Source organism: Paenibacillus sp. R-74696 (assembly GCF_055814915.1).
On the sequence record NZ_JBPULM010000010.1, the window covers coordinates 1 to 10,346 of the forward strand.

Annotated in this window: 1 pseudogene; it reads right to left on the minus strand. The window is 56.8% G+C overall.

The window, feature by feature from the left end:
* A pseudogene (locus tag ACSR9A_RS02135) lies at positions 1–10,316 on the minus strand (amino acid adenylation domain-containing protein); the annotation flags it as partial.
* Positions 10,317–10,346: the final 30 nt, after the last annotated feature.

The following is a 10,346-nucleotide window of genomic DNA, read 5'->3' on the forward strand; positions in this document are numbered from 1 at the left end:
AGCTCCAGCACCGGCAGTTCTCCGCTAAACTGGCTCAGCCAGTAGGCTCCCTGCTGGTTCAGACGCTCGCGCTGCGCTTCGGATTGCTGCCATACCGCGTAATCCTTGTACTGTATCCGCAGCTCAGGAAGTTCCTCGCCGCCGTACAGGCGGACGAATTCTTCGACGAGGACATCCGTAGATACGCCGTCCGAGATAATATGATGCATGTCAACGAGCAGGATGTGGCGTTGTTCCGCCAGTTGGATCAAGCCTATCCGCAGGAGCGGCGGCTTCTTCAGATCGAACGCACGGATGAATGCCCGCACCTTCCGTTCCGCCTCTTCTTCGCTAGCCGCCATATACTCCACGGCAAAATTCGCCTCTGGATATACCCGTTGTACCGGTTCGCCGTTTACGATCTCGAACCCGGTGCGCAGCGTCTCGTGGCGTGCGATCAGACCGCGGAACACCGCTTCAAACCGTTCCCGCACAAGCGTTCCCTCCAGCAGCATCGCTCCTGGCATGTTGTAGCTTTGCTCCGCTCCTTCCAGCTGGTGCAAAATATAAAGCCGCTTCTGCGCCGACGATACGGGGTAATGCTCGCTTGCCTCCGTCCGAGGAATCGCTTCGTAGGCCTGCTGCGCCATCCCCTCGAGCGCTTCCGCCATCTTCTCGACGGTAGCCGAGCGAAACACCTCTTTTAACGGCAGACTGACGTTCAATTCCTTGTGAATCCGGCCCACCAGCGTCGTCGCGCGCAGCGAGTGGCCGCCAAGCTCGAAGAAATTATCGTGGACGCCGACCCTGCCCACTCCAAGCACGTCCTGCCAGATGATTGCCAGCTTCGCTTCCAGCGACGTTCTCGGCGCCACATAGTCCATCCCCGTCTGCATGCTTTCCTCCGGGGCCGGAAGCGCTCGGCGATCCACCTTCCCGTTGGTCGTCAGCGGCATCTGCTCCAGCTGCACAAAGTACGTCGGGATCATATAGCCCGGAAGCTCTTGCGACAGCGTGTTTCTTAGTTCGCTTGCCGCCAGCTTGCTGCCAGCTACGAAGTACGCGCAGAGCTGCTTCTCCCCTTCGGTGGTTTCACGAACCACGACCGTCGCTTTTTCAATCGGCTCCACCTTGAGCAAATGCGATTCGATCTCGCCCAGCTCGATGCGGAAGCCCCGAATTTTCACCTGATCATCAATCCGGCCCACATACTCAATCGTGCCGTCCGGCAGCCATCTGGCCAGGTCGCCCGTCCGGTACATCCGCTCACCTGGTGCAAACGGGTTGTCCACAAACTTCTCCGCCGTTAGCTCTGGACGGTTCAAGTAGCCTCGAACCAATCCTTCTCCCCCTACGCACAACTCCCCGGCGACTCCAATCGGCTGCAGCTTGTTCCGTGCGTCAACGATGTAGACCGTCGTGTTGCTGAGCGGCTGTCCAATTGGGATGTTCACGGCATCCTGGCTCACCTCATTCACGTCCAACCAGGTTGTATAAACCGCGCTTTCCGACGGACCGTATGCATGCTTGAGTTTGCCGGGTCCGATATAGCTGAGCGCTTTGCGGACGTGACTGACGGAAACCCGTTCGCCCCCGAACAAAATCACTCTCAGGTGGCGCAAACAATGGACATTCGCGTCCACAAGCACATTAAAGAAAGCTGTTGTAATGAGCATCACCGAAATGTGCTGCGTTTCGATTAGACCCGCCAATTGCTCGACGTCCAGCATCGTTTCTTTCGGCACTAGAACCAGTCTAGCTCCATTGGTTAAAGCCCCGAAAATATCAAAGGCCGACCCGTCGAAGGAGTAGCTGGACAACTGCAGCACACGATCCTGATCTGTAATCTCAATATAGTTCGTATTCCGAACAATTCGCATCAGGTTGCGATGAGTGGTTAGATTGCCTTTCGGCTTGCCGGTCGTACCGGACGTGTAAATGACGCACACCAAGTCAGTCGCTCCGTTGCTGTGCTCCAGATTGGAGCCGTCGTCGCTGTACGATTGCTCATCGTCTAGGAAGACAAGTGTGCTCTGTGTCGGAATCCGCTCGCGCAACTGGCGCTGTGCCAGCATCACGTGCGCTCCCGAATCCTCGATCATGTAGCGGATGCGTTCTTCCGGATATTCCGGGTCGATCGCCACGTAGGCTCCTCCAGCTTTTAAAATCGCCAGCATGCCCACAATCATTTCCATGGATCGCTCAGCCATCAGGGCCACCAAACGTTCCTCGCCGACTCCGTGGGAACGCAGCGTCCTCGCCAGCCGATTGGCCCGCTCATTCAGTTCACCGTAGGTCCACTGCCGCTCCTCAAACACAAGTGCCACTGCATCCGGGAGACGCTGCGCCTGTTCCTCAATCAGCTGGTGAAGCGTCTTCTCCCTTGGATACACCGTCGCCGTATTATTAAACTGCTCTACAATCTCGGCTTTCTCCCCGGCTGTCGCAAGCTCCAGTTCTCCTACAGCAGCCAGCGGATTTTCGACGATTTGTTCGAAGACATAGACCAGATGTCCCTTCAACCGCTCCATACCCGCCCGGTCAAACACATTGGCATTGTAGTCTAGGTGCAACTGGATGTTGTCTCCGGGAAGCACCGTCAGTGTGAAGTCATAGTTCGTATGCTCTGCCATTTCAACATCCGCAATCGAAAGCTTTCCGCCATCTTCATGTCCGGCTTGCTTCATCTGCTCATCGACCGGGTAGTTCTCAAACGCCATGATATGGCTGATCAGATCCTGCTTTTGTGTGCTCTGCGCCTGAATCTCGTACAGCGGATAATAATCGTAACGACCAGATTCCAACGCCTGTTCCTGCAAACTTCCCATCACTTCGGCAAAGCTCGTATCCGGTTCGGAAGTGACGCGCAGCGGGATCGTGTTAATGAATAGTCCGATCATCTCCTCAATCCCCGGAATTTCCGCCGGTCTTCCCGACACGACATTTCCGAATACCACATCACCTGTTCCGTTATATTTCTGCAGAATGATGCCCCATGCCGCTTGCATAAGCGTATTGACCGTCACCTGATGCCGCTTTGCGACACGGCTCATCCGTTCGCTCAGGCTGTTGCCCAAATCGCATACGATGCGCTCCAAGGCATACCCTGGGCTTCTTCCCTCCGTCTTGGCCTGCGGCAATAGGGTCTGCCCCTCGTAGCCTGCCAAGTACTCGTCCCAATAGTGGGACGCGGCTTCCTTGTCCTGCCGTTCCAGCCACTCAATATAATGGCTGTAGACTGGCGTTAGGTTCCGCTCCGAAGCATCTTCCCGCTCAGGACCCTGAACGTAGGCGGAATACGTTTCAAACAGCTCTTTCGTCAACTGTGGCAAGCACCAGCCGTCCATCAAAATGTGATGGAAGCTCCAGAGCACCTGACAGCTTTCCCCTTCTGTACGGATGACCATTACGCGTGCCAGCGCATCCCGCTGCAAATCAAATCCGCGAGCTTTATCGTCTTGCTCTAATTGGTCGATCTGCTCTTGCTGCTCGGACGCATGAAGACCAGCAAGGTCCTTGTAAGCAAATCCGATCCGCTTGTCTCGGAACACGATTTGCATCGGTTCCCCGTTCCAGCCGCTGTAGAAATTGGTCCGCAGTACGGCATGACGGACCGCCAGCTCCTCCCAGCTTTTCGCAAACGTTTCGATATTGAGCGTTCCTCGCAAGGTAAATCGCGCCTGCTCAAAATATGCACCGGCATCCGGGTCCATGGCGCTGTGGAACCACATCCCCTTCTGCATAGGCGTAAGCGCGTAGATGTTGTCGATCTGCCCGAGATGGCGTGTTTGTTCCGCGAGCTGCTCCAGTTCCTCTAAGCTCAATCCCTTAAGCTGCACATCGTTTGGTGTCAGTTCCGTCCGATCTTTCGCCACACAATGAGCGATTAGTTCCAGAAGGCTCTCCTGCAGGAATGAAGCCAGCTCCTCCATCGTTTCCCTACGGTATTCCTTGCCGCTATAGCCGAGGTCCAGCGTCAGCGAGCCGTCCGCAATCATTCCGTTAATGTCCAGCGCGTAGCTTCGGGCTTGCTTGCCGCTCCACTGCGCCCCACCTGCATACCGCGATATGCCAAGCTCATTGTTTTGCAGATCTTGATCAAACTGACCCAAGTAGTTGAAACTGATCTGCGGTGTCACTCCCCATACGTCTTCCGTCGCGTGCTCCGACAAATACCGGCATATGCCGTACCCGATCCCTTTGTTTGGGATCTGACGGAGATCTTCCTTCGTCTTCTTGATCCGGTAGGACACATCCTTGCCTGGGTCCATCTCCAGCAATACCGGATATTTGCTTGTAAACCATCCCACGGTACGCGTAATATCGATATCCGGCAGGATGGATTCACGGCCGTGACCTTCCAGATTCACCAGCACCCGGTCATGACGGCTCCACTTCTGAATCGCCGTTCCCAGCGCCGTCAGCAAAATGTCGTTCATTTCGGTGTTATACGCTTTATGAACTTGCTTGAGCAGCAGCTCCGTTTCTGCCGCGCTCCACTGAATCGTGATCGTTTCGCTATCCTCCTGCAAGGTGAGCTCCGCTTCCTGATTCTTGGGCAGCGGCGGCACAGCTGTTTGTGCAACGCGCTGCCAATAGGCCTCTTCGTTCTCCATGGCCGGACTTTGCGCGTATGTCGAAAGCTGCCCTGACCAAGCACGATACGAATCGGTCTTCGCCGGAAGACGGATCTCCTCTCCCTTCACGGCTTGCTCATACCCGGCCGCGATATCCTCAAGCAGGATGCGCCACGATACGCCGTCGATGACGCCATGGTGTATGGCGATAAGCCAATGATCCCCATCCTCGCCGCGGAACAACCCGGCTTTTACCAACGGGCCCGACTCCAGATCGATGCTGCCCTGAATGCCGCTTGCTTTGGCTTCGATCGCCTTTTCGTACGCCGCCGCTTCTATTCCCTTGAAGTCGACCGCTTCCAGACTGTAAAGCTCGCCTTCCTCCACTCCCCGGTTCCATGCCGCAATTCCGTTTTCCGTCTGGCGGAATACGATACGCAGCGCGTCGTGATGCTCAACGATTCTTTGAAGCACCTTGCGGACCGCCGCTTCATTGAAGCCTTCCTTGCGATGAAGCATCACCGATTGGTTAAAGTGGTGCGGGTCGGCAAATTGCTGTTCAAAAAACCAGCGCTGGATTGGCGCTAACGCAACCTCTCCGGCCACCTCGCCCTGATCGGCCATTCTGGCAATCGGCCTGATGTGCCGTCCCAGTTGGGCAACAGTCGGGTATTTGAACAAATCGCGAATTTCCAGCTTGTAGCCAGCCTGATGCAGACGTGACGAAACCTGAATCGATTTAATGGAATCGCCGCCAAGCTCGAAGAAATGATCCGTCACGCTGATGCGCTCCGCTCCAAGTACCGCCTTCCATACAGCCGCAAGCGCTTTTTCCTCCTCGGTTCTAGGCGCGACATACTCACCGCCGGTGTGCACGTTTCCTTCTGGGGCGGGCAGCGCCTTGCGGTCGATCTTCCCGCTTGCAGTGAGCGGCATCCGCTCCAACTGCACAAAGTAGGACGGAATCATGTAGCCCGGCAGCTCCTGCGACAGCTTTAACCTCAGCTCGCTCGCCGTAAGCTCCCCATGGGCCACAAAATAGGCACAAAGCTGGTTTTGTCCACTCTCGTCCTCGCGCGCAAGCACAATCGCTTCTTGAACATGCGTCACCTTCAAGAATTGCTCCTCGATCTCGCCAAGCTCGATGCGGTAACCGCGAATTTTCACCTGATGGTCGATCCGTCCCAAATATTCGATATTGCCGTCAGGCAGCCATCTGGTCAAGTCCCCCGTCCGGTACATTCTCTCTCCCGGCGCGAACGGATTATCCACGAATTTCTCCGCCGTCAGCTCGGGACGGTTCAAGTAGCCGCGCGCAAGCCCGACGCCCGCAATGCATAATTCGCCGGCCACGCCGACGGGCAGCGGTTGATTGTACGCATCCAAGATGTAGATCCGATGGTTCGCAATCGGACGGCCGATTGGCACAGACTTTTGCTCGAACACGCCTGACGGAGCCGCCCAAACCGACGTTACAATGGAGGCTTCAGTTGGCCCATAGGCATTGAAATACATCACCTTGTCCTTCCACTGGTTCACAAGCTCAACAGATACCGCCGAGCCTCCTGTGATTAGCTTCTTGAAGCTCGGCATATGCTCCGGATTCAGGTAGGTCACATAGGTAGGAGGTAGAATCGCCGCTGTAATCCCGTTTTCATTCATGTAGGCTTCGAACAATTGATAATCCAGAATCGTCACAGCCGTCGGGATGTACAAGGTTGCTCCGAAGAACAGGGCTTTATAGATTTCCCAGCACGCCGCGTCAAAGGAGAGGCTGGCGAATTGGACGACACGGTCCCGATCGGTAATTCCCAAGGTGTTCTCAAACATCAGCTTCAAGCTGCAAAGCCCGTGATGCTCTACCATAACCCCTTTGGGCTTGCCCGTTGTTCCTGACGTATAAATTACATAAGCCAAATGATTCGGCCCGACTACCGGCTCAAGATTCGAGCTATCCTCGCCGTATGCCTGCTCGTCATCCACAATGACGTATTTTCCAGCAAAAGCAACGCGATCGCGAAGACGACTTTGCACCAGCATCAGCTTCGCTCCGCAATCCTCTAGCATATAACGGATGCGTTCCTCCGGATATTCGGAATCAATCGGCACATACGCGCCCCCGGCTTTTAAGATCGCGAGGATTCCGACGATCATCTCCAAGGAACGCTCCAGCATAATGCCGACCGGCTCGTCCGCCTGCACGCCCTCCGCTCTCAATGCCCGCGCCAGCCGATTGGCCCGTTCGTTCAACTCCCTGTACGAAAGCTGTTTGCCCTCAAATACGACAGCCGCATGATCCGGCGTGCGCTCTGCCTGCTCCTCGATCAATTGATGGATAGTCGCCCCAGCCGGATAGGCCGCCGCCGTATGGTTGAACACGCGGTGAAGCTGGTTCTCTTCTTGCGCAGTCAGCATGCCGAGCACCGCAATGGTCGCCTCCGGAGAAGACACAATGGCTTCGAGCAGTTGCTCGTAGTGCTTGGCCACCCGCTCAATGGTTTCCCGTTTATATAAGGAGGTGGCATATTCCAAGCTGCACGCCAAACCGTCATTCCCCTCCGTTACATCCAAAATCAGGTCGAATTTTGCCACCGTATACTCGCTCGGGTACGGCTTCAAATGAAGGCCTTCGAGAGCAAGTTCCTTGTTTTCCGTGTTTTGCAGAGCAAACATCGTGTCAAAGAGTGGGTTGCGGCTTAAATCACGGGTCACCTGCAATTTCTCCACCAGTTCCTCGAACGGGTAATCCTGGTGCTCGTAAGCTCCGAAGGTAGCTTCCTTGACTTCCTTCAGATACGAAAGGAACGGTTTGCCCCCGGCCGGAGCCATGCGAATGGCCAGCGTATTGACGAACATTCCGATGAGCGGCTGCAGGTCTTCGTGGGTTCTGCCCGCAATCGGCGTGCCGACAATGATGTCCTCTTGCCCCGTATACTTTTGCAGTAAAACGGTATAGGCTGCAAGCAACACCATGTACAGCGTCGCTCCGCTTTCCGCTGCCATTTGCTTCAAGCCCTCGACCTTCTGCGCATCGATCCGGAAATGAAGCGTGTTCCCATTGAACCGCTGTACCGCAGGGCGCACGTAATCAAGCGGCATCTCCAATACGGGCAGATCTCCGCCTAACTGCTCAAGCCAGTACGCTTCCTGCTGCTTTATCCGCTCCTTTTGCGACTCAGACTGCTGCCACACGGCAAAGTCCTTGTACTGAATGCGCAGAGGCGGCAATTGTTCCCCGCCATACAGGGAGATAAACTCCTCCACCAGAACATCTGTCGAGATTCCGTCAGAGATAATATGATGCATGTCGAACTGCAGAATGTGGCGGTGCTGCTCCAGCTCGATCAATCCGACCCGCAGCAGTGGAGGCTTCGTAAGGTCAAACGGCCGGATAAATTCGCGCACGAGCTCGTCGGCTTCCCGTTCGTTGGCGGCCTGCTTGTACTCCACCACAAAATCCACCTGCGGGTATATTTGCTGTACCGGCTCGCCGTCTACCAGCTCAAACCCGGTGCGCAGCGACTCATGACGCGCAATCAGAGCGCGGAATGCCGCTTCGAACCGTTCCCGGTCGAGTGCCCCTTCCAGCAGCATCGCTCCCGGCATGTTGTAGCTCTGTTCAACCTCCGCCATCTGACGCAAAATATACAGCCGTTTCTGCGCCGAAGACATCGGGTAATAATCGCTTTCTTCAGCCGTAGGAATGGAGACGTGCTCCGCCTGCTCCATCCGGTTGATGGCTTCGGCCATTTCCTCAACCGTAGCGTGGCGGAACACGTCCCGCAGCGGCAGATCCACGTTCAGCTCCTTGTGGATCTTGCTGACCAGCGTGGTCGCCCGCAAGGAGTGACCACCGAGATCAAAGAAGTTGTCTCGGACGCCAACCTGCTCAGCCCCGAGTACCTCCTGCCAGATGCCTACCAGCTTCGCCTCCAGCCCTGTCCTTGGTGCGACATGCTCCACGCCACTCTGACCGCCTTCCGGCGCCGGCAGCGCCTTCCGGTCGATTTTGCCGTTCGCGGTGAGCGGCAGCCTCTCCAATTGCACAAAGTACGACGGGATCATATACCCCGGCAGCTCCTGCGACAACGCCGCTCTCAGCTCGCTTGCCTTTCGCTCATTCTCCGACGTGTAGTACGCGCACAGGGCTTTCTCCCCTCCTGCGTCCTCTCGCACCACCACGACCGCTTCCCCTATGCCTTCCGCTTTCAGCAGCTGCGACTCGATCTCCCCGATCTCGATCCGGTATCCCCGGATTTTCGCCTGATGGTCGATCCGTCCGATAAAGTCCACGTTCCCGTCCGGCATCCAGCGCGCCAGATCCCCCGTCCGGTATAGACGCTCCCTCGCTTCGAACGGGCTCGGCACAAACTTCTCCGCCGTCAGCTCCGGTCGATTCCAGTAGCCTCGAGCCACGCCCGCTCCTCCGATGCACAACTCGCCAAGCACACCCACCGGCACCGGATTCAGATGCGCATCGACGATCGCAAACCGTGCGTTCAGCCACGCCTTGCCGATCGGCACGTTCCCTGTCTCCGGCAGCTTCTCCACTGGCTCCTCGTAGTAGCTCGAATCGATCGCCGCTTCCGTCACTCCGTAGGCGTTTATGATGCGGATCTGCCCGCCGTACCTCTCCTGCAGCTCGCGGTAATCCCCCACGCTGCAGCTGTCCGAGCTCGTAATCAGCAGCCGCATCGAGGAAAGCTCCAGCTCCTGCTCGGCGATATACGCCATGAACGGCACGATCAGCGCCGGCGTCGATTCGAAGACCGTAATCTCGCATTCCCGTATCCAGCCGTACAGCCGGGTAGGGTCGATCCGGTCGTCCTTCGGGCAAATGACCATCGTTCCGCCGTTGTACAGCGTCCGCGCGATATCCCCCACGAACACGTCAAAGGAGAAGCTCGCTAATTGCAGCAGCCGGACTGGAAACTCGTTCAGGCGGTACTCCCGGCGATAGCCATCCGCCGTATTCACCAGACTGCGGTGCTCGATCATGACGCCCTTCGGCCGTCCGGTCGTCCCCGACGTATAGATCACATAGGCCAGATCACTCGGCTTGTTGACGTGCGTCAGATTCAGGCGGTTCGAATCGTTCGACGCGCCTTCGCGGTACAGCCCCTCGTCATCCAAGCACAGCACGCTCTGCAGCGTCTGCTCTTCCGTCAGCCACTCCCGCGTACGCTCCTCTAGATGCGTCTGTGTCAGCAGCACTTCCGCTCCGCTGTCCTCCAGCATAAACCGGATCCGGTCGGACGGGTAATCCGGATCGAGCGGCACATAGGCGCCTCCCGCCTTCCATACCGCCAGAACCCCGACCAGCATGTCCACCGACCGATCCGCCAGAATGCCGACCAGCTGATCCGGCTTCACCCCTTGGGCCCGCAGGCTGCGCGCCAGACCGTTCGAACGCTCGTTCAGCTCGCGGTAGGTCAGCCGCTTTTCCTCGTACACTACCGCCGTCGCCTCCGGGCTCCGCTCCGCTTGTTCCTCAAACAGGTGATGGAAGGTTTTCTCCAGCAGCGGCGGCGCGGTCTCTGGATTGAATACCCGCTGAATCTGCTCCTGCTCCTCCGCCGTCAGCATGCCTAACGATGCGATTTTCGCACCCGGATCGTTCACAATCGCGGCGACCACTTGCTCGTAGTGCTTCGCCAACCGCTCTACTGTTTCTGGTTTGTACAACGCGGTTGCGTATTCGAGGGCGCATTCCAAACCGCCCTTGTCCTCCATGACATCAAGGCTCAGGTCAAATTTCGACATCCCGTAGTCACTCGGAAACGACGTCAA